Raw genomic sequence first — 21,929 nt, 5'->3', positions numbered from 1 at the left:
ATTCGTCCAGCCTGACCGTCAACCATCGGAACCGTCTCCGACCGGGCGCATTTGCTTTTATGTCAACCTATCGTTTGAACAATCTGCTGGCGCCGCGATCCGTTGCGCTTGTCGGCGCCAGCGCTCGCCCGGTGTCGGTGGGACGTGCCGTTCTGGAGAATATCCAAAAGGCCCAATTCAAGGGACGGTTTGGCCTCGTCAATCCGCGCCATGCCGAAATCAGCGGCATCGCCGCCGTGAAGAGTTTGGATGCCCTCGACTTCGTGCCCGAGCTCGTGGTCGTCACCGCGCCGGCGCGTGAGATTCCTGGCATCATCGATCAGGCCGGTCGCCGAGGCTCGGCAGGAGCCTTGATCGTCTCGGCCGGACTCGGCCACGGACCTGGATCGCTGTACGAATCTGCCGTCACCGCAGCGCGCAAATACGGCATGCGGCTGATCGGACCGAACTGTCTCGGCATCATGATGCCTGGGGTCAGCCTGAATGCCAGCTTTGCCGCGCACATGCCGGGGGCGGGCAGCCTCGCGCTGATCTCGCAATCGGGCGCAATTGCTGCAGGCATGGTCGATTGGGCTGCGCAGCGCGGCGTCGGGTTCTCCGGCATCGTCTCGATCGGCGATCAGATCGACGTCGACATCGCCGATCTGCTCGACTATTTCGCGATGGACCACAAGACCCGCGCGATCCTGCTCTATATCGAGTCCATCAAGGACGCACGCAAGTTCATGTCGGCGGCGCGCGCAGCCGCGCGCGTGAAGCCCGTCGTCGTGGTGAAGTCCGGCCGCATGGCGCAGGGGGCGAAAGCCGCGGCGACGCATACCGGCGCGCTCGCCGGCGCCGATGCCGTCTACGACGCGGCGTTCCGTCGCGCGGGCGTCCTGCGCGTTTCCGATCTGCGTGAGCTGTTCGATTGTGCCGAGACGCTGGGACGCGTCGAGTCGCCGACCGGCAAGCGTTTGGCGATCCTGACCAATGGCGGCGGCATCGGCGTGCTCGCGGTCGATCGACTGGTCGAGCTCGGCGGAATTCCGGCGACTATCTCGGAGGAGGCCCGCAAGAAGCTCGATGCGGCGTTACCGCCGACCTGGTCCGGGGCAAATCCCGTCGACATCGTGGGCGATGCGGACGCGGTGCGCTATGCGACGGCGCTGGATGCGCTGCTGGCCGATCCCGACAATGATGCGGTCCTGGTTCTCAACGTGCAGACGGCGATTGCCTCGGCGAGCGAGATCGCCGCGACCGTGACGGAGCTCGTCGCAAAATATCGCGAGAAGCACCGCCGATGGGCCAAGCCGGTGCTGGCCGCCTGGGTCGGCGCCGATCAGCACATCATTCAGGCGCTTTCCGGCGCGGGCATGCCGAACTACCCGACCGAAGACGACGCCGTGCGCGGCTTCATGCATCTGGTCCGGCACCGCGAAGTGGTCGAGGAATTGAGCCAGGTTCCTCCGGCGATGCCGGACACGTTCGTGCCGGATGCGCGGGGCGCGAGACAGATCGTCACCGCCGCGATCGCGGATGGCCGCCAATGGCTCGAGCCGGTCGAGATCAAACACCTGCTCGAAGCCTACGACATCGCGATGGTGCCGACCTATGCGGCGGCCGATGTCGAGCAGGCGGTGGCCTATGCGAGCGAAATCTTCGCACAGGGCGATACCGTCGTGCTGAAGATCCTGTCGCGCGACATCACTCACAAATCCGATGTCGGCGGTGTCGTCCTCAACCTGACCACGCCGGAAGCCGTCCGAGCAGCGGCCAATGGCATCATGGCGCGGGCGAAGAAGCTGCGGCCCGAGGCCCGCATCGGTGGCGTCATCGTCCAGGCCATGGTCGTCAAGGCGAAGGCGCGCGAGCTGATCCTGGGTCTCGCCGACGATCCCACATTCGGCACCGTCGTGGTGTTCGGGCGCGGCGGGACTGCGGTGGAGATCATCAACGACAAGGCGCTTGCGCTGCCGCCGCTGGACTTGCAGCTCGCTCGCGATCTGATCGATCGCACCCGCGTGTCGCGGTTGCTGAAGGCTTATCGTGACGTGCCGGCGGTCAAGCAGGACGCCGTGGCCATGGTGCTGGTCAAGCTGGCGCAGATGGCGGCCGACATTCCCGAGATCCGCGAATTCGACATCAATCCGCTGCTCGCGGACGAGACCGGCGTGACGGCGGTCGATGCCCGTGTCGCGGTTGGCCCCCCACAGCGCAAGTTCGTCGGCTCCGGCCCAGCCAATTTCGCGGTTCGCGCCTATCCGTCGCAATGGGAGCGCCGCCTCAAGCTCAAGGAGGACTGGCGGATCTTCGTGCGGCCCATGCGGCCCGAGGACGAGCCGACCATCCACGAATTCCTCCGTCACGTCACGCCGCACGACCTTCGCCTGCGCTTCTTCGCGCCGATGAAGGAGTTCACCCACGAGTTCATCGCACGCCTGACCCAGCTCGACTATGCGCGGGCGATGGCCTTCATTGCGTTCGACGAGGCCACCGGCGAAATGGTCGGCGTGGTTCGGCTCCACTCGGATTCGATCTACGAAAGCGGCGAGTACGCAATCCTGCTGCGCTCCGACCTCAAGGGCAGGGGGCTCGGCTGGGCCCTTATGCAGCTCATCATCAACTATGCCAAGTCGGAAGGCCTCAAGGTCATATCGGGCGATGTGCTCCAGGAGAACACAGTGATGCTCGAGATGTGCCGGCACCTCGGCTTCGAGGTGAAGCCGGATCCGGCCGAACCCGATATCTGCGACGTCAAGCTGAAGCTTTGAGCGCGCCCGTCAGGAATGCGCTTCGGCAGACCCTGCCGTTGCGGATGTCTTGGCAGACGTCCTGGCCGTCGATCGCAAATTCCTCACGATGATCGCGATCAGCGGCACCAGCACGGGCACGATCGTGCTGAGCGGATGGTGCACCGCGCCCGACACCTGGGCTTGCAGCGCGCGCGCCTCGAGCTGAAGGGCCTCGATGGACGCATCGTGAATTTCACTGGCGAGCTCGATGTCGCGTCCGGACGGAGCGCGGCCGGCGATGGCGAACAGAGCTGCCGCGATGGCGAAATTGACGGCACCGAGGATGGCCGCCGCGGCAATCGCGCTCCAGATCTGGACCAATGCGAAATAGGCCGACAGCTCAAGCATCAGCAAGCCAAACGCTGCGATCAACGCCGCGAAGGCGCGCAGGCCGAGCCCGACCAGCAAATGGCGCAGCCTGATGTCGGCGATGATCCTGTCGGTGCGCCACAGCGCGCGCAGATGTTTGACCACATTCTCGGTATTCACCTAGTGTCTCCTCAGCATGAAGCCGACAACCACGCCGAGCGCGAAAGCGGAGGCGAGCGAGGTGATCGGACGGTCGGCAATGAGGCCCTGAAGCTGTTCCTGCTCTTCCTCGACGGTCTCACCGAGCTCGGTCAGCGCGGCCCTGATCTGATCGGCGAGGGCCTCGGCGCGATCCTTCGAGCTCTCGAACATCTCCTCACCCGCGGTGCTCAGCAAGCGCGTCACATCGACCTTCAATGCACGCAATTCGTCGCTCATCCTGTCGGTGTCGAACATGGACCTGATATCTCCATTGGATGCACGCGAGCCTAGGACCCGCGCGCACGATCGCGCTTGATTTGCGTCAATCGGCGGCGCAGTTCTGGTCTTGAGACAGGTCAAGCCGGGCGCCATATGCTCGCCTAGAAATACCGTTTGAACGGGGACCAATCGTCCCGACGAGGTGAAAGCGTGAATTACGAACCGCTGTTGCTCGCAACGCCGTCCGGCGACGTGCTGAACTTGCGGCCCGAAGGGCCCTGGACCGCCGCGAATGTGGTGACGCTCGAGACCTTGTCCCGCGCGGTCGGAGCCGACGTGGATCGCTCGCGCTCCGTCACCTTGGATATGTCCGGCGTCAGTGCGCTCGACACGCTCGGCGCCTGGGTCCTGGAAAAGCTGTCGCGCCGGGCCGCATCCTCAGGCCGATCCGCCGAGTTCGTCGGTCTCGCGGATCATTTCAGCGGGTTGATGGATGAGGTGCGCCAGGTCAACCGCCACACTCCCGTCCCGGCAGCCACGCCCAATCCGGTCCTGGCGAGGCTCGGAGATCTCGGCAAGTCCACGGTCGACGCGCGGGAGGACTTCACGATCTTCCTGCAGATGCTCGGCGCATTGTTCATGGCGGTGATCGGCGTGCTGCGCCGGCCGCGGTCGTTGCGGCTGACCTCGCTGGTCTATCAGCTCTACCGCATCGGATGGCAGGCGATTCCTATCGTCGCGCTGATCACCTTCCTGATCGGCGCCATCATCGCGCAGCAGGGTTTCTTCCATTTCCGCCGATTCGGCGCGGAATCCTACACTGTCGACATGGTCGGCATCCTGGTGCTGCGCGAACTCGGCGTGCTGATCGTCGCCATCATGGTCGCCGGCCGGTCGGGCAGCGCCTACACCGCCGAGCTCGGCTCGATGAAGATGCGTGAGGAGATCGACGCGCTCTCGACCATGGGACTCGATCCCGTCGACGTCCTGATCCTGCCGCGCGTTGCGGCCCTGATCATCGCGCTGCCCATCCTCACCTTCATCGGATCGGTTGCCGCGCTTTATGGCGGCGGTCTCGTCGCGCAGTTCTATGGCGACATGGGTCCGGCGATCTACATCGCGCGGCTGCACGAGGCCATCTCCGTCACGCATTTCGAGGTGGGCATCCTGAAGGCGCCGTTCATGGCGCTGGTGATCGGGATCGTGGCCTGCAGCGAAGGATTGCGCGTCAAGGGCAGCGCGGAATCGCTCGGGCGGCAGACCACGACGTCGGTGGTGAAGTCGATCTTCCTGGTGATCGTGCTCGACGGCTTGTTTGCGGTCTTCTTCGCCTCGATCGGAATGTGACGATGGATGCATCGCAAGACCAGTTCGCGATCCGCGTCCGTGACCTCGTGGTTGGGTTCGGCCGCCAGACCGTGCTCGATCATCTATCGCTCGACGTCCGCCGGGGCGAGATCCTCGGGCTGGTGGGAGCATCCGGCGGCGGCAAGTCGGTGCTGATGCGAACCATCATCGGCCTCATCCCGCGCCGAAGCGGGACCATCGAGGTCATGGGGCAGCCCACCGGCGGTCACGGTCGGGGCGCGGCCATGATATGGGGCATCCTGTTCCAGCAGGGCGCGCTGTTCTCCTCGCTGACGGTCCGCCAGAACGTGCAATTTCCATTGCGTGAAAATCTCGTCCTGTCGCAGGAGTTGATGGACGAGATCGCCATCGCCAAGCTCGAAATGGTCGGCCTGCGTGCTCAGGATGCCGACAAATATCCGTCAGAGCTCTCCGGCGGCATGACCAAGCGCGTGGCGCTGGCGCGTGCGCTCGCGCTCGACCCGCCGATCCTGTTTCTGGACGAGCCGACCTCCGGCCTCGATCCGATCGCCGCCGGCGATTTCGACGCGCTGATCAAGACCCTGCAAAGGACGTTGGGATTGACGGTGTTCATGGTGACCCACGATCTTGCGAGCCTGACCACGGTCTGCGACCGCGTCGCCGCGCTCGCCGACGGCAAGATCGTGGCGATCGGCCCGATGCGCGAATTGCTGCAATCCGAGCATCCCTGGGTGCGCGCCTATTTCCACGGCAAGCGCTCGCAGATGCTGCAACACGAGATGAGATAAGACACATGGAAACCCGCGCTCCCTACGTGCTGATCGGCAGTTTCGTGCTGGCCGCGATCCTCGCGGTGTTCGGCTTCGTCTATTGGCTGAACAACACTGCCGGCATCGGGCCGCGCACGAACTATCAGGTGCAATTCCAGGGGCCGGTGCCTGGCCTCCTGGTCGGCGCCGGGGTGCTGTTCAACGGCATCCGGGTCGGTGAGGTGACCCAGCTTGGGCTCGCGCCTGACAACCCGCGTTTCGTCAACGCGACGATCTCGGTTGCGACGGCGACGCCGGTCCGTTCCGACACCAAGGTTGGCCTCGAATTCCAGGGCCTGACCGGGGTGCCGGTGGTGACGCTGGAGGGCGGACTGATCATCGCCAAGTCGGGCGAGCCCCTGACCTTGATCGCAGACGCAAGCGCCGGCCAGAGCATGACGCAGGCGGCGCGCGATGCGTTGCGGCGGGTCGACACGGTGCTTCAGGACAATTCCGGCCCGCTGAAGGACACCATGGCGAATCTCAAGACGTTCTCCGACGGCCTCGCGCGCAACACCGGCAAGATCGACGGCATTCTGGCGGGCCTGGAGAAGATGACCGGCGGCGGCGCCCCCGCGCAGAAGGTCACCTACGACCTGCGCACGCCCCAGAACCTCGGACCGGCCGGCAAGACGCTCTCGGCCTCACTGGCCATTCCCGAGCCGACCGCGGTGGCCATGCTGCAGACCCAGCGCATGCTGTTTGCGCCTGTCGGGGACCGGCCGGGCTTTGCCGACTTCCTCTGGGCCGACAGCATTCCGAAACTGGTGCAGGCGCGCCTGATCGACAGTTTCGAGAATTACGACATCGCCCACGCGCCGCTGCGCGCGAGCGATCTCGGTCAGGCCGATTACCAGCTCCTCATCGACATCCGGAGCTTTCGGATCGTCACGGAGGGCGAGGCACGGGTCGAGATCGGGCTGTCGGCGCGGATCGTCGACAAGAACGGCAAGGTGGTCGCCTCGCGCCTGATCGACACCAGCGAAAAGCTCGACAAGGTCGAGCCGGCCGCTTCGGTCGCCGCCTTCGATGCGGCCTTTGCCCGCATCGCCAAGGAGCTGATCGGCTGGACCGTGCAGGCGGTGTGAGGGCCGTCTACTCCAGCGTCTTCAGGTAGGACAAGAGGTCGTGGATCTGGTCCGGATTGAGCTCGAAGGCCGGCATGTCGGCATGACCGGTGTAGATCCCTTCGGCCAGCGCCTCGCCAAGGGTCTCGATCGGGTACCGCCGATGCAGGGTGCGCAGCGGGGGCGCACCCTCGAGCGGGCTGCGGGAGGCGCGGTCGATCGCGTGGCAGCGCGCGCAGTTCGCCCTTGCGAAGGCCTTGCCACGCTGTTCGGCGGTCGGGGCCGCCAGCGCAGGTGTCATCAGAAGCAGCCCAATCAGGCCGTGACGCAGGGCGCCTTGCAGCATGGAAGTGATCCCGTCGAACCAAGGAAGCAGAATAAAGCGGGGATGCCACCCAAAATTGATCTGAGTCAACTGGCTTTGGCGCAGTGCAGTAAAATGCGTCCGCGCGGTGGACTCGGCCTGGAGCCGGACGCAGCCGGCGCGGGGAGCGGTGGATGAAGCCTTCCGTGGTCATGATTGAGCCGAACGGACATTTTTGCAGCGATTGCGCCGTGCGCGGAGCCGCGGTTTGTTCGTCGCTGAATGCGTCCGAGCTCAGGGAGTTCGAGCATCTCGGGCGCCGCGTTCATTTCGACTCGGGCGAAACCGTGTTCTCCGAGGAGGACATCACGACCTCGTTCTGCAACGTCCTCGAAGGCGTCATGCGGCTGTACAAGTTGCTGCCCGACGGCCGGCGGCAGATCGTCGGCTTTGCCTTGCCCGGCGATTTCCTGGGGATGAACATATCCGGCCGGCACAATTTCTCCGCCGATGCGATCGGCGCCGTCACCGTGTGTCAGTTCGCCAAGGCCCCATTCGGCCGCTTCATCGAAGACCGGCCGCAGCTGCTCAAGCGGATCAACGAGCTGGCCATTCGCGAATTGAGCCAGGCACGCGACCATATGGTGCTGCTCGGTCGCCGTTCGGCCGACGAGAAGGTCGCGACCTTCCTGCTCGGCTGGCGCGAACGGCTGGTCGCGCTCAAGGGGCGGTCCGACACGGTTCCGCTTCCCATGAGCCGTCAGGACATCGCGGATTATCTCGGGCTGACCATCGAGACCGTCAGCCGCACCTTCACCAAGCTGGAACGTCACGGCGTGATCGAGATCATTCACGGCGGGATCAGCTTGCTCGATCCCGCCCGCGCCGAGGCGCTGGCCGCGGCCTGACATTCCCTCCGGCTGCCCTGACGTTTTTGATCTCGATCAATGACGCCGTCCGGCTGCGGCAAAATAATGCCCCAAACAAACGATCGGGAGGGGATGATGCCCGCTGATGCGATGCTGGTGACCGTTGTCGTCGTTGCAATCTTCGTCGCTTTTGCCGCGGCCTTGGCTTACGCGGACCGGCAGACCAGCTCTGGCCGGCTCGACCCGAAGTCCAAGCGCTGACGTTTCCAGGCCTCTGATCCGCTCGAACAGGCCGGCGCCGGTCCAGCCGGCGCCGCCGCTCGTTAGCGCCTCAACGCAATCGCAGCTTGCGCGGCCTGCAACTCAGCATCGATGAAAACGCATCGGCGCATCCTTCGGGTGCGGCCCTTCGGCTCGACCGCGGCTTTTTCGCGGCATTTGCCTCAAACCCAGCCTGTGCTTTCCGGTTGAAAAGCCTGATAACGTTGACTACGCAGGGATGACAGTGCCTCGCAGTCTTAGGAGCCCCGCGGCGTGCCTCAGGACAAGACCGGCGACCCCCGACAGTCGGCGGGCAACAAATTATCGGTCCTGCGCAAGCACCCGATCTTCGCGGATCTGGAGCCGGAAGCGCTCGATCAGCTCTGCCGCTATGCCAAGCACACCACCGTCAAGCGCGGCGCGACGATCGCTGCCAAGGGCGACCCCGGCAACAATCTGTTCGCGGTGATCTCGGGCACGGTGAAGATTTCCTCGTCCTCGCCGGACGGCCGCAACGCCATCCTCAATCTGATCGGTCCCGGCGAGATCTTCGGCGAGATCGCAGTGCTCGACGGCGCGCCGCGGTCGGCGGACGCGACCGCCAACACCAATTGCGAACTCTACATCATCGATCGCCGCGACTTCCTGCCGTTCGTGAAGAGCCAGCCGGCGCTGGCGATGAAATTCATCGAGTTGCTCTGCGCGCGTTTGCGCTGGACCAGCCAGCAGGTCGAGCAGGTGATCCTGCAAAATCTGCCGGGACGGCTGGCGAGCGCGCTGCTCGGTCTCACCGAGGAGCGCAAGTTCGACTCCGGCAGCGGCACGCTCGCCATCACGCAGCAGGAGATCAGCGAGATGGTCGGGATGACGCGCGAGAGCATCAACAAGCAATTGCGCGCCTGGGCCGGCCGCAACTGGGTTCGCCTCGAGCACGGCGCCATCGTCGTGCTGGACACCGATGCCTTGCGCGAACTCGCCGAGAGCGGCCTCGACGGCGAGTGATCGCGCCCTAATCCTCGATGATGGCGACCGCGCGGGTCCAGCCTGCCGAAGCGCGTTCGATCTTGACCGGGAAGCATGAGACCGTGAACCCGGTCGAAGGCAATTGGTCGAGATTGTGCAGCTTCTCGAGATGGCAATAGCCGATGTGCCGTCCCGCCTTGTGGCCCTCCCAGATCAGGCCGGCGTCCTTCGTCTCGGCATATTTCTTCGCGGTGTAGACGAACGGCGCGTCCCAGCTCCAGCCGTCGGTGCCGGTCAGCCGCACGCCGCGTTCGAGCAGATACATGGTGGCTTCATAACCCATGCCGCAACCGGAATTGACGTAATCGGTTTGGCCGAATTTCGCACCCGCGCTGGTGTTGACGACGACGATCTCCAGCGGCGACAGATTGTGCCCGATGCGCTTCAGCTCCTTCTCGACGTCGCCGGCGCTGACGACATAGCCGTCGGGCAGGTGCCGGAAGTCGAGCTTCACGCCGGGCTGAAAGCACCATTCCAGCGGGACTTCGTCGATCGTCCATGACCGCTCGCCCCGGTTCATCGTCGGATGGAAGTGCCAGGGCGCGTCCAGATGCGTGCCGTTGTGCGTCGACAGCGAGACCTGTTCGACGGCCCAGCCCTGTCCGTCAGGCAGGTCCTGCGCTTTCAGTCCCTCGAAGAACTGCAGCATGCGGGGCAGGCCCTGCTGATGATCGATGTACTGGATGGTCGGATGGTTGCCCGGCGGATCGGCCGTCACGTCGTTTCTGAGCGGCACCGAGATATCGATCAGCTTTCGCGGCATGGGCATTCCTTCGAGAGGGTCCGCTGTTTCCGGCATCTTGGCGGGCCTCCTTCGGTCGCGTCAAGTCGCGTGCAGTCGAGGCGAGCCCTCCCGCCGCTTCCACAACGCGGCGAATTGGGTCAGATTGATCGATGCAACTGTTGCATCGATCAATGCCGGATTAGGCTTGGACAGGGAATGCCGCGCGCCCTAGGGACGAGATTGGCGCTTGACTTCACACCTTGAGTAGAGCGACCCAAGGCGGCCCGCAGCCTGCCGACAACGACATAATCAACCCAGGAGGAAAGCCAAGATGAAGACACTGACCGGTATCGTCACAGCCGTTGCGCTGGTGCTCTCAGCGCCCCTGGCGACCGCGCGCGACTTCCGCTCCGCCGACGTCCATCCCGCCGATTATCCGACCGTCGAGGCCGTCAAGTTCATGGGCAAGCAGCTCGCGGCGGCGAGCGGCGGCAAGCTCGGCGTGAAGGTGTTCCCGAACGGAGCCCTGGGTTCGGAGAAGGACACCATCGAGCAGCTCAAGATCGGCGCGCTCGACATGATGCGGATCAACGCATCGCCCCTCAACAATTTCGTGCCGGAAACCATCGCGCTGTGCCTGCCGTTCGTGTTCCGCGACACGCAGCATATGCGCACCGTGCTCGACGGCCCGATCGGCGACGAGATTCTGGCGGCCATGGAGCCCGCGGGCCTGGTCGGCCTTGCCTATTACGACAGCGGCGCACGCTCGATCTACACGGTCAAGGCGCCCGTCAAGTCGCTGGCCGATCTCAAGGGCTTGAAGATCCGCGTCCAGCAATCCGATTTGTGGGTCGGCATGATCCAGAGCTTAGGGGCCAACCCGACGCCGATGCCGTACGGCGAAGTCTATACCGCGCTCAAGACCGGTCTGGTCGATGCGGCCGAGAACAACTGGCCGTCCTACGAATCCTCCCGCCATTTCGAGGCCGCCAAGTTCTACAACGTCACCGAGCACTCGCTGGCGCCCGAAGTCCTCGTGATGTCCAAGAAGGTCTGGGATGCGCTGAGCAAGGAAGAACAGGCCATGGTCCGCAAGGCGGCCAAGGAATCTGTGCCCGTCATGCGCAAGCTCTGGGACGAGCGCGAGCAGGCCTCCCGCAAGACCGTCGAAGCGGCCGGCGCCCAGGTCGTGACGGTGGCCAACAAGCAGGAGTTCGTCGATGCGATGAAGCCGGTGTACGACAAGTTCGCCGGCGACGAGAAGCTGAAGGGCCTCGTCAAGCGCATCCAGGACACCAAGTAAGCCAAAGCGGTAGCGGGTCCGGCGTCGCCGCGAGGTGACACCGGACCCTCGCGAGGGGAGACGCGGGATGACGGACCCACATGTCGCAGATCACGAGCAGGACGCCGGACGCCCGTCCACCGTCTTGCTGTCGCGGATCAATGCGCCCATCGCGCGCCTGGGCATGTATCTGTCCGTTGCCGGACTACTCGTCATCGTCGCCATCGTCTTTTACCAGGTGTTCGGACGCTACGTGCTCAATTCTAGCCCGACCTGGACGGAGAACCTCGCTTTGGTTCTGATCCTCTACGTCACGCTGATCGGCGCCGCCGTCGGCGTGCGCGATGCCGGACACATCGGCATGGACAGTCTCCTGGTGATGCTTCCTGACAGCGCGCGCGAGAAGATCGAGCTCGTGATCCACATTCTCGTTGCGATGTTCGGCGTCGCCATGGCCTATAACGGCTGGATCCTCGGGGCTTCTGTGGGAACCGTGAAGATTCCCAATCTCGGCCTGCCCGAGGTCATCCGCTACGTGCCGCTGATCGCTTCCGGCGTCCTGATCGTCTCCTTTTCCATCGAGCACATCATTGCTCTCCTGCGCGGCGAAGAGGTCGTCCCCTCATGGAACTGATCATCCTCGGCGCCACGTTTTTCGGCTTCCTGATCCTCGGCGTCCCCGTCGCCTTCGCGATCGGTCTCTCGGCGATCTGCACCATTTTCTACGAAGGCCTGCCGGTCGCCGTCATCTTCCAGCAGATGATGTCGGGGATGAACATCTTCTCCTTCCTCGCCATTCCGTTCTTCGTCTTCAGCGGAGAGCTGATGCTGCATGGCGGCGTCGCCGACAAGATCGTGCAGCTGGCCAAGAATCTGGTCGGGCACATCCGCGGCGGCCTCGGCATGTCGAACGTGGTCGCCTGCACCCTGTTCGGCGGCGTCTCCGGCTCGCCCGTGGCCGACGTGTCGGCGATGGGCGCGGTGATGATCCCGATGATGAAGAAGGAAGGCTTCGACACCGACTACGCCGTCAACGTCACCACCCATGCCTCGCTGGTCGGAGCGTTGATGCCAACCAGCCACAACATGATCATCTATGCGCTCGCTGCCGGCGGCAAGGTCTCGATCGGCGCCCTGATCGCTGCCGGCCTGCTGCCGGCGATCGTGCTGATGGTGTGCATGCTGGTCGCCGCCTACGCGGTCGCGGTGAAGCGTGGCTATCCCGCCGGCAAATTCCCAGGCTGGGCCGAGGTTTTCCGCTCGTTCGCGGCTGCGCTGCCGGGTCTCCTGATCGTCGGCATCATCCTCGCCGGCATCCTGTCCGGCGTCTTCACGGCAACGGAATCCGCGGCCGTCGCCGTCACCTATACGATCCTGCTGACGTTCTTCATCTACCGCACCATGACCCTGCAGAACTTCCTGCGCGCCGCTGCCAAGGCGGTGAAGACGACGGGCGTGGTGCTGCTGCTGATCGGCGTCTCCACCATGTTCCAGTATCTGATGGGGCTCTATGAAGTCGCCGACTTCGCCGGCGACCTCATGAGCAAGGTGTCCTCGCAGCCCTGGGTCATCTTCCTGCTCATCAACATCATCCTGTTCGTGCTCGGCACGTTCATGGACATGGCGGCGACCATCCTGATCTGCACCCCCATCTTCCTGCCGATCGCGATGAAGGCGGGCATGGATCCGGTGCAGTTCGGCATGCTGATGCTGATCAACTGCGCGCTCGGGCTGAACACGCCTCCGGTCGGGACGACGCAGTTCGTCGGCTGCGCCATCGGCGGCATTTCGGTGGGCGCGGTGATGCGCACCATCCTGCCGTTCTATGCTGCGCTGATCGCAGCTCTGATGTTCGTGACCTACGTGCCTGCGTTCTCGCTGTGGCTGCCCCGCCTGCTGATGGGCTACAAGGGCTAGCAGCAACGCAGGAGACAACTCAGTGACGGACTATCGCAAGCTCTTCGATCTCACCGGCAAGACGGCCGTGGTGCTCGGCGCCGCCTCGGGGATCGGAAAATCGTCGGCCGAGGCGCTGGCCGGGCTCGGGGCCCGCGTCGTCTGCGCCGATCGCGCGCTCGACGCGGCGGAGGCGACCGCCGCCGGCATTCGCGAGAAGGGCGGCTGGGCGGAAGCCGCTTCCTGCGATGCCGCCAGCGCCGCGGACGTCAATGCGCTCGCCAAGACGGTGATGCAGAAATTTTCGCGGCTCGACATCGCCGTGACGACGCCCGGGCTCAACATCCGCAAGACCATCCTCGATTACACCGAGGAGGATCTCGACCGCGTCCTCAATCTCAACGTCAAGGGCACCGTCTGGTTCTTCCAGGCCTTCGGTCGCATCATGGTCGCGCAGAAGGGCGGCAGCATCATCGCCTGCTCCTCGGTGCGCGCGGTGACGATCGAGCCGGGCCTTGGCGTCTACGGCTCGACCAAGGCGGCGATCGGCTTGCTCGTGAAGGGCTTTGCCTCCGAGGTCGGCCATGCCGGCGTGCGCGTCAATGCGATCGCGCCGAGCATCGCGGAGACCGCGCTGACAGGTCCGTTCAAGCAGCGGCCCGACATCTACAACCTCTATGCCGGCCACACCGTATTCAACCGCTGGAGCAGCGCCGACGAGGTCGCGACGGCCGTGGCCTATCTCGCCTCGGATGCCGCGAGCTATGTCAGCGGCAGCACGCTGTTCGTCGATGGCGGCTGGACCGCCGTCGACGGTCCGCCGACCGGTCTCACCCAGCTGCACAAATAGTCCGGCAGCGCTCTAGCCGGCAAAGCCCACGCGCTGGCGCAGCTCCTTCCGATCTGCGCCGGTGAGCAGGGCGACCAGCCCCGCGGCCTCCTTCGGATGCGCGGCGCGCGTGGTCACGCCGGCCGTGTACATCGTCACCAGCTCGCTGCCCGGCGGCAGCGAGCCTGACAGCGCGATGCCGTCGGTCGCGATGATCTCGGTCGCCTGGGTGCAGCCGATCGGCCGCGCCGCGGTCGAGCTCGCAAGCTCGCGCATCGCGGTCGCGCCGTTCGGAAAGATCTTGAGGCGCGAGGCAACCTCGTAGGCAATCCCCAAGTGATCGAGCACCTTCGCGACGTGCTGTCCCGCCGTCGAAGCCTTGGTGTCCGGGACGTAGATCGCGTCGGCGGAACGCAGCATGTCGCGCAAATCGGCTTCGGTCTTCACCGTGACCTTGGGATCGCGACTGCGGACCGCGAGCGCAGTCTCGACCCGCCCGACATCGGCCACGGAGGAGGGGATCACGAGCTTCTCGTCGGCCAGCTTCGCCAGCAGCGCCTGTGTCAGGATCACGAGATCGGCCGCGGTGCCGGCGCGCAGTCTGTCGGCCATGATCCCGACCGCACCGAACTCGCCTTCGATGCCGAAGCCGGTTTGCGCTTTGAAGGCGTCGGTGACGCCGCGGACCAGGCCTTGCGCCGCGCCGCCGCTGAGGATGTTCACTGTCGTCAAGTCGCACGCTCCATCGCTGCAATGATCCTGTCCCGAGTGATCGGCAGGTCGCGCACGCGGACGCCGAGGCAATCGTGGACCGCATTCGCGATCGCAGCCGTGACTGGGCCGTGGGCGGCCTCGCCGGCGCCGACCGGCTCGATCTCCGGCCGCTGGATGATTTCGACGTCCACCGCCGGCACCTCGCTGAAGGTCAGGATCGGATAATCTGTCCAGGAAGTCGAGGTGATGCGGGTTCGGTCGAAGCGGACGCGCTCCTTCAGCACCCAGCTCGTGGCCTGGATGGCGCCGCCCTCGATCTGGTTGATCACGCCGTCCGGGTTGATGGCCTCGCCGACATCGACCGCGAGCGTCAACCGCCTCACGCGGATATCGTCGGCGCCCTCGATCTCGGCAATGGCCGCGCAATAAGCGCCCATGTTCTTGTAGCGTGCAAAGCCGACGCCGTAACCGATGCCGGGACGCCTCTGCGGCTTCCAGCCGGCGCGCCGTGCCGCGGCGCTGATGACATCGCGCGCCCGCTCGTCGCGCAGATGCCGCAAGCGGAATGCGACCGGATCCTCGCCGCGCAAGGCCGCGATCTCGTCGAGCAGAGACTCGATGGCGAAGACATTGCCTTGCCCGCCAAGCGTCCGCAGCGCCGAGGTCCTCACCGGCATGGTCAGCAGCCGGTGGCTGGCGATCGTCCAGGCCGGCAGATCGTACAGCGGGACGGAGTTGCGGTCGCCGCCGCCGCCATTGGCCGCCGGCGGGTTGGTCGAGATCATGCGCGGATAGGGATTGGCGATCTCGGTTGCGGCCAGCAGCGCCGGCTGTGCCGCGCGTCCTGGCCTCGCGGCATGACCATTGCTCCAGATCGCGTGACGCCAGCCGACGATCTCGTTGTTGGCGTCGAGATCGGCTTCGATCTCGATGGCCATCGCCGCGCCGAACGGCGCCTGGGACATCTCGTCGTGGCGTGACCACTGCACCCGCACCGGACGGCCTCCTGCCGCCTTGGCCAGCAGCACGGCATCCAGCGCGACGTCGTCGGCCGCGTTATGTCCGTAGCAGCCGGCGCCTTCCATGTGCTCGACCACGATGTTCTCCGCCGGCAGCTTGAGTACGATCGCGAGATCGGCGCGCAGCAGATAGACACCCTGGCTGTGGGTCCAGACATGGACGCGATCGCCGTCCCATCGGGCCATGGCGCAGGACGGCGCGATCGAGGCATGGGCGATATAGGGGCGAGTATATTGCCGGCGGAGGGTTTGGGCGGCTTCTCGCGCCGGCTCCGCCGTTCTGCTGTCGATGACAGTGGTCTCGACCGGCTGGCTCTTCAAAAAGCCCGCGAGATCGTTTTCATCGGGCAGCGGCTCCCCGGCCGACCATGTCGCGCCCTTGCGCAAGGCCTTCAGCGCGGCGTCTGCCGCAATCTCGCTGTCGGCGACCACGCCGGCAAAGCCGCCGTCGCGGACGATCGCAACGAGGCCGGGGACCGCGCCCGCGGCCTTCTCATCAAGCGCGATCAATCTGGCGCCCGAAATCTCCGGCCGCAGCACGCGACCGTGCACCAGTCCCGGAAGTGCGAGATCGTGGATGAAGCGCGGCCGCGCGAACACCTTGTCGGGAATATCGACGCGCTGGACCGAATGTCCTGCCACGCTACGCCTCGCAATGCTCTTCGCGCTTGCGGTCGCGGTGGCGTCGAGATCGAGCGGGACGTCATCCACCAGCTCCCAATAGCTGGTCCTGACATTGCCCGGGCCCGAAATGGTGCCGTCGTCCACCTCGAGCGATGCCGCGTCGACGCCGAGACGCTCCGATGCCACGGTGAGGAAGCGCCGGCGCACCTCAGCGCAGACCTGGCGCAGCGCGCGGCCGGACTGCTGGATCGAGAGACTGCCTGAGGTGACGCCTTCGTTCGGGCTCATCGCCGTCGAGGCGCGGACCATGTCGATACGGCCAATATCGACGTCGAGCTCGTCCGCGGCGATCTGCGCCAGTGCCGTGACGATGCCCTGGCCGATCTCGACCTTGCCGGGCGAGATCGCCACACGGCCATCGCCGCTGAGCCGCACCCAGGACGACAGTTTTGGATTGGCCGCGAGGCTGACCGGCCATTTCGGGGCAGGGGACGAATTGCTCATGACGCCGCCATTTCCGCCGCCGCACGCAGCACGGCGCGGACCATGCGGTTATGCGATCCGCAGCGGCACAGATTGCGATCGAGCGCCGCTCGAACATCGGCTTCGGTCGGGGATGGATTGCGTTGCAGCAGCGCCGCTGCGCTGATCAGGATTCCCGAGACGCAATAGCCGCACTGCATCGCCTGTTCGGTAATGAAGGCGCGCTGCAGCGGATGCGGCTGCTCTGCGGTCCCGAGGCCTTCGACCGTGACGACGTCCTTGCCCGCGACCGACCACATCGGCATGTCGCAGGAGCTCATCGCATGGCCATCGACCATCACGTGACAGGCGCCGCATTCGCCGGCGCCACATCCGAAATGCGGACTGGTGACACCGAGCTGGCTGCGCAGCACATCGAGCAACGCCTGATCCGGATCGGCATCCACGGCGGCTGCCGCACCGTTGAGCTGGAATTGAACGTTGGGCATGATCGCCGGGCAACCTCAGGACTTGTTGAACTTCTTGACGACATCGGCCCATTTCTCGATGTCGCCGCGCAGGAATTTGTCGAACTCCTCCGGCGTCATCGACATGGGCACGGCGCCCTGCTCGGTCCAGAGCTTGACGATGTCGAGCCGCTTCACCATCGCGTTGACGGCCGCATTGAGCTTGTCGATCACGGGCTTTGGCGTGCCGGCAGGCGCCATCAAGCCGAGCCAGATCGTCGCCTCATAACCCGGGACTCCGGCCTCGATCGCGGTCGGTGCGTTCGGCAGCACGGTGGAGCGCTGCTTGCCGGTGGTGGCGAGCGCGCGGACCTGGTTCTCGGCGATGTTCGGGGCCATCGCCGGGACCGCGTCGATCATCATCTGCACCTGTCCGCCGATCACGCCGCTGCGTGCTTCACCGCTGTTGCGATAGGGGACGTGCACGACGTCGATTCCCGCCATGGCTTTGAACAGCTCGCCGGCCATGTGATAGGGAGTGCCCTGACCTGATGAGGCATAGTTCAGCTTGCCCGGCTGCGTCTTGGCGAGGGCGATGAACTCGGCCAGCGTCTTCGCCGGGACTTGCGGGTTCACCACGATGACGAGATCGGAATAGTTCACCGGCGCGATCGGGGCGAGGTCGCGCATCAGCTCGTATTTGCGCTTGTCCGGGCTCAGCAGCGATTCATTCGCGGTCTGGGTGTTGGACATCATCAGCAGCGTGTAGCCGTCGGCCGGCGACTTCGCAGCTTCCACGGTGCCGATGACGCCGCCGGCGCCGGTGCGGTTCTCGATCACGAAGGGCTGGCCAAAGCTCTCCTGCAGCACGTTGCCGATCAGCCGGGCCGCGACATCGGCCGGGCCGCCGGCGCCGAAGGGCACCACGATCCGAACCGCGTGGCTGGGATAATCCTGTGCGAATGAGGGGGGTGCGGAGAACGCAGCAAGCAGGCCGGCCGCCAGCGCCAGCATGAATCTTCGGGCCGTCATGCCCACCTCCCTGATGTCGTTCTTGTTGGCCGGCACTGTAGCGGCAGGGACTGCGGACTGTCGACGGCTTACAAAACTGGGCGGGCAGGGAATATCGGGCGGATTTCGGTGTGGTTGCGCTGCATTTCGCAGGCGCGGCAGGAACCTCCGGCGCATCCGCCTTGAGCATTTCGCATGGGAAATGCCGGCAAAATGCTCTCGGCTGGCAGGTATTTTGGTGTTACGAACTGGGACATGAACCAGCACGCCAAGATCGACAGCAAGATCGAGATTCGCCATTCGACCTGTCCGCATGACTGCCCGTCGGCCTGTGCCCTCGATGTCGAGGTGGTCGATGGCCGCAGCATCGGTCGTGTCCGAGGTTCGAAGCAGCAGACCTACACGGCCGGCGTCGTCTGCGCCAAGGTCGCCCGCTACGCCGAGCGCATTCATCACCCTGAGCGGGTGATGTACCCGATGCGCCGCACCGGACCGAAGGGGTCTGGCCAGTTCGCGCGCATCTCCTGGGACGAGGCGCTCGACGAGATCGGGCGGCGCTTCAACGCGGCCGAGCGCGAGTTCGGCGCGGAATCGATCTGGCCCTATTACTACGCCGGCACCATGGGCCTCGTGATGCGCGACGGTCTCAACCGTCTCACCCATGTGAAGAAATATTCGCGCTTCTATCAGACCATCTGCGCCAATGTCGCACGCATCGGCTTCGCGATCGGCACCGGCAAGATCGCGGGCGCCGATCCGCGCGAGATGGCATTGTCCGATCTAGTCGTGATCTGGGGCACCAACCCCGTCAACACCCAGGTCAACGTGATGACGCACGCCGCCCGCGCCCGCAAGGAGCGCGGTGCGAAGATCGCTGCGGTCGACATCTACGACAACGACACGATGAAGCAGGCCGACATCAAGATCATCCTGCGGCCGGGCACCGACGGCGCCTTTGCCTGTGGCGTGATGCACGTCCTGTTCCGCGACGGTTACGCTGACCGCGCCTATATGGACAAATACACCGACTGCCCCGCCGAGCTCGAAGCGCACCTGCAGACGCGCACGCCGGAATGGGCGTCCGCGATTTGCGGCGTCCCGGTGGCGGAGATCGAGGCCTTTGCCAAGGCGGTTGGCGAGACCAAGCGCACCTTCTTCCGCTTCGGCTACGGCTTCACGCGCAGCCGCAATGGCGCCACGCAGATGCACGCGGCCAATTGCATTCCCGCGGTGACCGGTGCCTGGCAATATGAAGGCGGTGGCGCCTTCTTCAACAACTACGCGCTGTGGCACTTCAACGAATCCATCATCGAAGGCCACGATGCGATCGAGCAGAGCGTCCGCGCGCTCGACCAGTCCAAGATCGGCCGCATCCTCACCGGCGATGCCGAGGCCTTGTATGGCAAGGGCCCGGTCAAGGCGATGCTGATCCAGAACACCAACCCGATGACGGTGGCGCCGGAGCAGGCGCTGGTGCGCGAGGGCTTCGCGCGCGAGGACCTGTTCGTCGCGGTGCACGAGCAGTTCATGACCGAGACGGCGCTGATGGCGGACATCGTGCTGCCGGCGACCATGTTCATGGAGCATGACGATCTCTATTACGGCGGCGGCCATCAGCACATCTCGGTCGGGCCGAAGCTGATCGACCCGCCCGGCGAATGCCGCTCCAATCATCAGGTCTTGCAGGCGCTGGCGCCGCGGCTCGGCGCGAAGCATCGGGGCTTCGAGATGACGCCGCGCGAATTGATCGACGCGAGCTTGAAGCTGAGCAACCATGGCGACATCGGCGGGCTCGAAGCCGATCTCTGGCGCGACCTGCAACCGGACTTCCGTACCTCGCATTATCTCGACGGCTTCGCGCATGCCGACCGGAAGTTCCATTTCAAGGCCGATTGGGCGCACCCGCCGTTCGGCGTCACGATGGGCGATGTCGACAACATGCCGTCATTGCCGGACCATTGGGCCGTGATCGAGCACACCGACCAGGCGCATCCGTTCCGGCTCGCGACCAGCCCCTCGCGCAGCTTCCTCAACACCACCTTCAACGAGACGCCGTCCTCGCAGGCACGCGAGGGGAACGCGAGCGTGATGATCCACCCGCTGGATGCCGCCGCCCTCGACATCGCCGACGGCGATGCCGTGACGCTCGGCAACACCCGCGGCGAGACCACGCTCACCGCGGCGCTGTTCGACGGCGTGCGGCGCGGCGTGCTGATAGCGGAATCCGTTCATCCCAACAAGAACCATATCGGCGGACGCGGCATCAACATGCTGACGGGCGCCGAAGCCGTCGCGCCGATCGGCGGAGCCGCATTCCACGACAATAAGGTCTGGATCAGGAAGGCGGCCCTGCTCTAAGGGCTGCATTCCGTGACGCCATAGCCGGCAAATTCCTTCGCGATGTTCGGGTTCATGGACTTGGCCTGCGCGATATCGGTGGCGCCGTCGCCGCCGCCCCTGCGCGTGGCGATGCCCCGGCCGAACAGCGACGATGACGAGCGCGGGTTGCGCTGGATCGCGTCGTTGTAGTCCTTGATCGCCTCGGCGGTCCGGCCGAGCTTGAGGTTGACCAGGCCGCGGCTGTCGAGCGCATCGCTCAAGCCGGGATTGATCCGGAGCGCCAGATTGCAGTCGGCCAGCGCGCCCTGCAGGTCGCCGGTCGCAGCGCGCGTCCAGCAACGGTTGTTGAGCGCCTCGCCATCCCCAGGATTGCTGCGGATCACGAGGTCGAAATCCTGCATGGCGAACGCATAGGCGCGCTTGATCGCGTAGACTTGGCCGCGCTTGTAACGCGAGGCGATGTCATTGGCGTTCGCGGCGATCTTGCGGCTGAGATCGGCGATGACCGGATCCCTGGCGAGATCGTCGGCGTTCGGCGCGGGCTCCGCCTGCGGCACCTCGCACGCCGGCTTCTCGGGTTTCGTCGGCGTCGGCACATCGGTCTTGCCGTCGGACGGCCGGGTCACCGAGCCTGCGAACGAGAATTCCGTGGTCAGCGAGGACGACAGCCACGGCACTTGTTCGCGGTTGGTCGCGGCGACCACGCCGTTCTTGGTGTTGGCCAATGCCTGCTCCGCGGTGATGTTCGGCGCGCGCATCTCGCGGAGCAGCTCGGCGACGAACAGGCCGTGATCGGTCTTGCCGCTGGCCGAGACCGCGCCGAGCGCGGCCGAGTAGAGCACCAGCGAATTGCTCGGCGCGATCGCCGGCGCGAGGCCCGCCGAATAGCGGCGGAAGCGCCGCTCGAACGGGTTGCGGCGCGAGGCGTCGATCAGCGCGATCTTGATCGCCGCGCCGCGCGTATTCATCTCGGCGAGAATGGCGTCGAGGCTGAAACCGTCGCGCGCCACGTCCGGCTCCGTCCAGATCTGCGCGTCGACGGGAAGCAAATAGGTCTGACGGTTGGACTGGATGGCAAAGCCGTCGAAGAAGATCAGCGCCACCGTGCCGCGCTCGATGCGGGCGTAGAAGCGGTCCAGCACCTGCCGCATGGTGTCGGCCGTGAGATTGCTCTGCCGGTCGACGACGAAGCCGTCGCGCTTCAATTCCTCGGTGACGTCCTGAGCGTCGTTGGCGACCTCGCTCAGCACGAATTCGTTGTCGGGATATTTCGCGTTGCCGATCACCAGCGCAAGCTTGGCGGCATCGGCCGCACGGCTTACCGGGCTCGCGCCGACCGCGAGCAAGCCTGCCAGCAACAACATCATCGCGGTGCGCATGAAGTGGCTCATTGGTG

Annotated in this window: 21 protein-coding genes; 12 read left to right on the top strand and 9 right to left on the bottom strand. The window is 65.2% G+C overall.

Annotated features, from left to right (window positions below):
* The first annotated feature begins 59 nt into the window (after nt 1–59).
* A complete protein-coding gene (locus QRQ56_RS23035; RefSeq protein ID WP_438743175.1) occupies nt 60–2,753 on the top strand; it encodes a bifunctional acetate--CoA ligase family protein/GNAT family N-acetyltransferase in 2,694 nt (897 codons plus the stop codon).
* Nucleotides 2,754–2,762: 9 nt separating this feature from the next.
* Here the strand turns inward: QRQ56_RS23035 and QRQ56_RS23030 are convergent, their stop codons facing one another.
* On the bottom strand, nt 2,763–3,263 hold the full coding sequence (locus QRQ56_RS23030) for a phage holin family protein (RefSeq protein ID WP_438743173.1): 501 nt from the start codon (nt 3,261–3,263) through the stop codon (nt 2,763–2,765).
* The gene (locus tag QRQ56_RS23025) at nt 3,264–3,539 is read right to left on the bottom strand and encodes a hypothetical protein (RefSeq protein ID WP_438743171.1); all 276 of its coding nucleotides are present in this window, start codon (nt 3,537–3,539) and stop codon (nt 3,264–3,266) included.
* A 174-nt stretch (nt 3,540–3,713) separates the two neighbouring features.
* Here QRQ56_RS23025 and QRQ56_RS23020 point away from each other — a divergent pair, with 174 nt between their 5' ends.
* Genes QRQ56_RS23020 through QRQ56_RS23010 form a run of 3 tightly spaced genes read left to right on the top strand, consistent with a single transcriptional unit; the run spans nt 3,714 to nt 6,729 of the window.
* Nucleotides 3,714–4,850, top strand: coding sequence for an ABC transporter permease (locus tag QRQ56_RS23020; protein ID WP_438743169.1), 1,137 nt, complete (start codon nt 3,714–3,716; stop codon nt 4,848–4,850).
* Between the two features lie 2 nt (nt 4,851–4,852).
* Nucleotides 4,853–5,620, top strand: a complete 768-nt coding sequence (locus tag QRQ56_RS23015) for an ABC transporter ATP-binding protein (RefSeq protein ID WP_438743167.1) — start codon at nt 4,853–4,855, stop codon at nt 5,618–5,620.
* Between the two features lie 5 nt (nt 5,621–5,625).
* Nucleotides 5,626–6,729 carry an ABC-type transport auxiliary lipoprotein family protein gene (locus QRQ56_RS23010; protein ID WP_438743165.1) on the top strand — a complete coding sequence of 368 codons (1,104 nt, stop codon included), beginning with the start codon at nt 5,626–5,628 and terminating at the stop codon, nt 6,727–6,729.
* A gap of 7 nt (nt 6,730–6,736) precedes the next feature.
* Here the strand turns inward: QRQ56_RS23010 and QRQ56_RS23005 are convergent, their stop codons facing one another.
* Complete coding sequence (locus tag QRQ56_RS23005; protein ID WP_438743163.1) at nt 6,737–7,054, bottom strand: c-type cytochrome; 318 nt, start codon at nt 7,052–7,054, stop codon at nt 6,737–6,739.
* Nucleotides 7,055–7,206: 152 nt separating this feature from the next.
* Between QRQ56_RS23005 and QRQ56_RS23000 the strand changes: the two genes are divergently transcribed.
* The 3 genes from QRQ56_RS23000 to QRQ56_RS22990 all read left to right on the top strand — a co-directional run bounded on the left by QRQ56_RS23000 (nt 7,207) and on the right by QRQ56_RS22990 (nt 9,144).
* Nucleotides 7,207–7,920 (top strand): helix-turn-helix domain-containing protein, encoded by a 714-nt coding sequence (locus QRQ56_RS23000; RefSeq protein ID WP_438743161.1) that lies wholly within the window; start codon nt 7,207–7,209, stop codon nt 7,918–7,920.
* Between the two features lie 39 nt (nt 7,921–7,959).
* Nucleotides 7,960–8,142 (top strand): hypothetical protein, encoded by a 183-nt coding sequence (locus QRQ56_RS22995; protein WP_438743159.1) that lies wholly within the window; start codon nt 7,960–7,962, stop codon nt 8,140–8,142.
* A gap of 273 nt (nt 8,143–8,415) precedes the next feature.
* Entirely contained in the window at nt 8,416–9,144 is a 729-nt protein-coding gene (locus QRQ56_RS22990) for a Crp/Fnr family transcriptional regulator (RefSeq protein ID WP_028137643.1), read from the top strand.
* A 7-nt stretch (nt 9,145–9,151) separates the two neighbouring features.
* Here the strand turns inward: QRQ56_RS22990 and QRQ56_RS22985 are convergent, their stop codons facing one another.
* Entirely contained in the window at nt 9,152–9,928 is a 777-nt protein-coding gene (locus QRQ56_RS22985; RefSeq protein ID WP_438743157.1) for a cyclase family protein, read from the bottom strand.
* A 292-nt stretch (nt 9,929–10,220) separates the two neighbouring features.
* Between QRQ56_RS22985 and QRQ56_RS22980 the strand changes: the two genes are divergently transcribed.
* From QRQ56_RS22980 to QRQ56_RS22965, 4 genes are all read left to right on the top strand, one after another.
* Nucleotides 10,221–11,192, top strand: a complete 972-nt coding sequence (locus tag QRQ56_RS22980; RefSeq protein ID WP_438743155.1) for a TRAP transporter substrate-binding protein — start codon at nt 10,221–10,223, stop codon at nt 11,190–11,192.
* Nucleotides 11,193–11,259: 67 nt separating this feature from the next.
* On the top strand, nt 11,260–11,805 hold the full coding sequence (locus tag QRQ56_RS22975; RefSeq protein ID WP_438743153.1) for a TRAP transporter small permease: 546 nt from the start codon (nt 11,260–11,262) through the stop codon (nt 11,803–11,805).
* Nucleotides 11,796–13,088: a TRAP transporter large permease gene (locus QRQ56_RS22970; protein WP_438743152.1), complete on the top strand. Its 1,293-nt coding sequence runs from the start codon at nt 11,796–11,798 to the stop codon at nt 13,086–13,088. The genes QRQ56_RS22975 and QRQ56_RS22970 overlap by 10 nt, the downstream gene beginning before the upstream one ends.
* A gap of 22 nt (nt 13,089–13,110) precedes the next feature.
* The gene (locus QRQ56_RS22965) at nt 13,111–13,917 is read left to right on the top strand and encodes an SDR family NAD(P)-dependent oxidoreductase (protein ID WP_438743150.1); all 807 of its coding nucleotides are present in this window, start codon (nt 13,111–13,113) and stop codon (nt 13,915–13,917) included.
* Nucleotides 13,918–13,929: 12 nt separating this feature from the next.
* Here the strand turns inward: QRQ56_RS22965 and QRQ56_RS22960 are convergent, their stop codons facing one another.
* From QRQ56_RS22960 to QRQ56_RS22945, 4 genes are read right to left on the bottom strand one after another with little or no spacing between them, the layout of a single operon-like run.
* A complete protein-coding gene (locus QRQ56_RS22960; RefSeq protein ID WP_438743149.1) occupies nt 13,930–14,628 on the bottom strand; it encodes a molybdate ABC transporter substrate-binding protein in 699 nt (232 codons plus the stop codon).
* On the bottom strand, nt 14,625–16,757 hold the full coding sequence (locus QRQ56_RS22955; RefSeq protein WP_438743148.1) for a molybdopterin cofactor-binding domain-containing protein: 2,133 nt from the start codon (nt 16,755–16,757) through the stop codon (nt 14,625–14,627). Before QRQ56_RS22955 ends, QRQ56_RS22960 begins: the two co-directional genes overlap by 4 nt.
* A complete protein-coding gene (locus QRQ56_RS22950) occupies nt 16,754–17,224 on the bottom strand; it encodes a (2Fe-2S)-binding protein (protein WP_438743147.1) in 471 nt (156 codons plus the stop codon). The genes QRQ56_RS22955 and QRQ56_RS22950 overlap by 4 nt, the downstream gene beginning before the upstream one ends.
* 15 nt (nt 17,225–17,239) lie before the next feature.
* The gene (locus tag QRQ56_RS22945; protein ID WP_438743146.1) at nt 17,240–18,214 is read right to left on the bottom strand and encodes a Bug family tripartite tricarboxylate transporter substrate binding protein; all 975 of its coding nucleotides are present in this window, start codon (nt 18,212–18,214) and stop codon (nt 17,240–17,242) included.
* 234 nt (nt 18,215–18,448) lie between these two features.
* On the opposite strand from QRQ56_RS22945, the gene QRQ56_RS22940 reads away from it, so the two are divergent.
* On the top strand, nt 18,449–20,551 hold the full coding sequence (locus QRQ56_RS22940) for a molybdopterin oxidoreductase family protein (RefSeq protein WP_438743145.1): 2,103 nt from the start codon (nt 18,449–18,451) through the stop codon (nt 20,549–20,551).
* On the opposite strand, the gene QRQ56_RS22935 is transcribed toward QRQ56_RS22940, so the two are convergent.
* Nucleotides 20,548–21,924: a caspase family protein gene (locus QRQ56_RS22935; protein ID WP_438743144.1), complete on the bottom strand. Its 1,377-nt coding sequence runs from the start codon at nt 21,922–21,924 to the stop codon at nt 20,548–20,550. The two genes, QRQ56_RS22940 and QRQ56_RS22935, sit on opposite strands and share 4 nt — an antisense overlap.
* Between the last annotated feature and the right edge of the window lie 5 nt (nt 21,925–21,929).

Origin of the sequence: Bradyrhizobium sp. U531 (assembly GCF_051710265.1) — a bacterium.
Lineage (GTDB): Bacteria > Pseudomonadota > Alphaproteobacteria > Rhizobiales > Xanthobacteraceae > Bradyrhizobium.
Note: the sequence above shows the minus strand (reverse complement) of the source record. Positions and strands in the feature narration are given on the sequence as shown.

Bases quoted from the DNA above. Each gene is read 5' to 3' on its own strand.
- QRQ56_RS22945 (WP_438743146.1), bottom strand. From the start codon at position 18,214: ATGACGGCCCGAAGATTCATGCTGGCGCTGGCGGCCGGCCTGCTTGCT.
- QRQ56_RS22970 (WP_438743152.1), top strand. From the start codon at position 11,796: ATGGAACTGATCATCCTCGGCGCCACGTTTTTCGGCTTCCTGATCCTC.
- QRQ56_RS23005 (WP_438743163.1), bottom strand. From the start codon at position 7,054: ATGCTGCAAGGCGCCCTGCGTCACGGCCTGATTGGGCTGCTTCTGATG.
- QRQ56_RS22995 (WP_438743159.1), top strand. From the start codon at position 7,960: ATGACGCCGTCCGGCTGCGGCAAAATAATGCCCCAAACAAACGATCGG.
- QRQ56_RS22935 (WP_438743144.1), bottom strand. From the start codon at position 21,924: ATGAGCCACTTCATGCGCACCGCGATGATGTTGTTGCTGGCAGGCTTG.
- QRQ56_RS23000 (WP_438743161.1), top strand. From the start codon at position 7,207: ATGAAGCCTTCCGTGGTCATGATTGAGCCGAACGGACATTTTTGCAGC.
- QRQ56_RS23025 (WP_438743171.1), bottom strand. From the start codon at position 3,539: ATGTTCGACACCGACAGGATGAGCGACGAATTGCGTGCATTGAAGGTC.
- QRQ56_RS22980 (WP_438743155.1), top strand. From the start codon at position 10,221: ATGAAGACACTGACCGGTATCGTCACAGCCGTTGCGCTGGTGCTCTCA.
- QRQ56_RS22940 (WP_438743145.1), top strand. From the start codon at position 18,449: ATGAACCAGCACGCCAAGATCGACAGCAAGATCGAGATTCGCCATTCG.
- QRQ56_RS23035 (WP_438743175.1), top strand. From the start codon at position 60: ATGTCAACCTATCGTTTGAACAATCTGCTGGCGCCGCGATCCGTTGCG.
- QRQ56_RS23015 (WP_438743167.1), top strand. From the start codon at position 4,853: ATGGATGCATCGCAAGACCAGTTCGCGATCCGCGTCCGTGACCTCGTG.
- QRQ56_RS22985 (WP_438743157.1), bottom strand. From the start codon at position 9,928: ATGCCGCGAAAGCTGATCGATATCTCGGTGCCGCTCAGAAACGACGTG.
- QRQ56_RS23010 (WP_438743165.1), top strand. From the start codon at position 5,626: ATGGAAACCCGCGCTCCCTACGTGCTGATCGGCAGTTTCGTGCTGGCC.
- QRQ56_RS22950 (WP_438743147.1), bottom strand. From the start codon at position 17,224: ATGCCCAACGTTCAATTCCAGCTCAACGGTGCGGCAGCCGCCGTGGAT.
- QRQ56_RS22975 (WP_438743153.1), top strand. From the start codon at position 11,260: ATGACGGACCCACATGTCGCAGATCACGAGCAGGACGCCGGACGCCCG.
- QRQ56_RS22955 (WP_438743148.1), bottom strand. From the start codon at position 16,757: ATGAGCAATTCGTCCCCTGCCCCGAAATGGCCGGTCAGCCTCGCGGCC.